This window comes from Halomonas saccharevitans (assembly GCF_900116405.1).
Taxonomy (GTDB): Bacteria; Pseudomonadota; Gammaproteobacteria; order Pseudomonadales; family Halomonadaceae; genus Halomonas; species Halomonas saccharevitans.
The window spans coordinates 1-1,783 of the sequence record NZ_FPAQ01000082.1; the positions used below are offsets into that span (position 1 = coordinate 1).

Below are 1,783 nucleotides of genomic sequence, written 5' to 3' on the forward strand. Positions count from 1 at the left end.
CCGAAGCTACGGGTTCGTCGAATGACGAGCGGTAGAGGAGCGTCGTGTACGCCAATGAAGGTGGATTGAGAAGTCTGCTGGAGGTATCACGAGTGCGAATGCTGACATGAGTAACGACAAGGGGAGTGAAAAACTCCCCCGCCGGAAGACCAAGGGTTTCTGTTCGACGCTAATCGGAGCAGAGTGAGTCGGCCCCTAAGGCGAGGCCGAAAGGCGTAGTCGATGGGAAACGGGTCAATATTCCCGTACTTCACTGTATTGCGATGGGGGGACGAAGAAGGCTAGGTGAGCCAGGCGTTGGTTGTCCTGGTGAAAGTCAGTAGGCCGAGGAATCAGGTAAATCCGGTTCCTTAAAGCCGAGAGACGAGACGAACAGACTACGGTCTGGAAGTCATCGATGCCACGCTTCCAGGAAAAGCCTCTAAGCTTCAGATACAGTGGAACCGTACCCCAAACCGACACAGGTGGTCAGGTAGAGAATACCAAGGCGCTTGAGAGAACTCGGGTGAAGGAACTAGGCAAAATGGTGCCGTAACTTCGGGAGAAGGCACGCCGCATTAGCGTGAGAGGACTTGCTCCTTCAGCGCGAAGCGGTCGAAGATACCAGGTGGCTGCAACTGTTTATTAAAAACACAGCACTCTGCAAACGCGCAAGCGGACGTATAGGGTGTGACGCCTGCCCGGTGCCGGAAGGTTAAGTGATGGTGTTAGCTTCGGCGAAGCTCTTGATCGAAGCCCCGGTAAACGGCGGCCGTAACTATAACGGTCCTAAGGTAGCGAAATTCCTTGTCGGGTAAGTTCCGACCTGCACGAATGGCGTAATGATGGCCACGCTGTCTCCACCCGAGACTCAGTGAAATTGAAATCGCAGTGAAGATGCTGTGTACCCGCGGCTAGACGGAAAGACCCCGTGAACCTTTACTATAGCTTCACACTGGACGCCGATGTTGCTTGTGTAGGATAGCTGGGAGGCTTGGAAACCCGATCGCTAGATCGGGTGGAGCCAACCTTGAAATACCAGCCTGGCATCATTGGCGTTCTAACTCAGGTCCATTATCTGGATCGAGGACCGTGTGTGGTGGGTAGTTTGACTGGGGCGGTCTCCTCCCAAAGAGTAACGGAGGAGCACGAAGGTACCCTCAGCACGGTTGGAAATCGTGCATTGAGTGCAAGAGCATAAGGGTGCTTAACTGCGAGACAGACACGTCGAGCAGGTACGAAAGTAGGTTCTAGTGATCCGGTGGTTCTGTATGGAAGGGCCATCGCTCAACGGATAAAAGGTACTCCGGGGATAACAGGCTGATACCGCCCAAGAGTTCACATCGACGGCGGTGTTTGGCACCTCGATGTCGGCTCATCACATCCTGGGGCTGAAGTCGGTCCCAAGGGTATGGCTGTTCGCCATTTAAAGTGGTACGCGAGCTGGGTTTAGAACGTCGTGAGACAGTTCGGTCCCTATCTGCCGTGGGCGTTGGATGTTTGAGAAGTGCTGCTCCTAGTACGAGAGGACCGGAGTGGACGCACCTCTGGTGTTCCGGTTGTCACGCCAGTGGCATTGCCGGGTAGCTATGTGCGGACGGGATAACCGCTGAAAGCATCTAAGCGGGAAGCCCCCTTCAAGATGAGACATCCCCGAGGCCTTGAGCCTCCTGAAGGGCCCAGCGAGACCAGCTGGTTGATAGGCCGGGTGTGGAAGCGCTGCAAGGCGTTGAGCTAACCGGTACTAATGGCCCGTGAGGCTTGACCATATAACACCCAAGCGGTCTGCCGATGGCAACCGACA

At 55.1% G+C, this 1,783-nt stretch carries 1 rRNA gene; it reads left to right on the forward strand.

The features are described from left to right. A 23S ribosomal RNA gene (locus tag BM388_RS17430) occupies positions 1 to 1,748 on the forward strand; the annotation flags it as partial. Between the last annotated feature and the right edge of the window lie 35 nt (positions 1,749 to 1,783).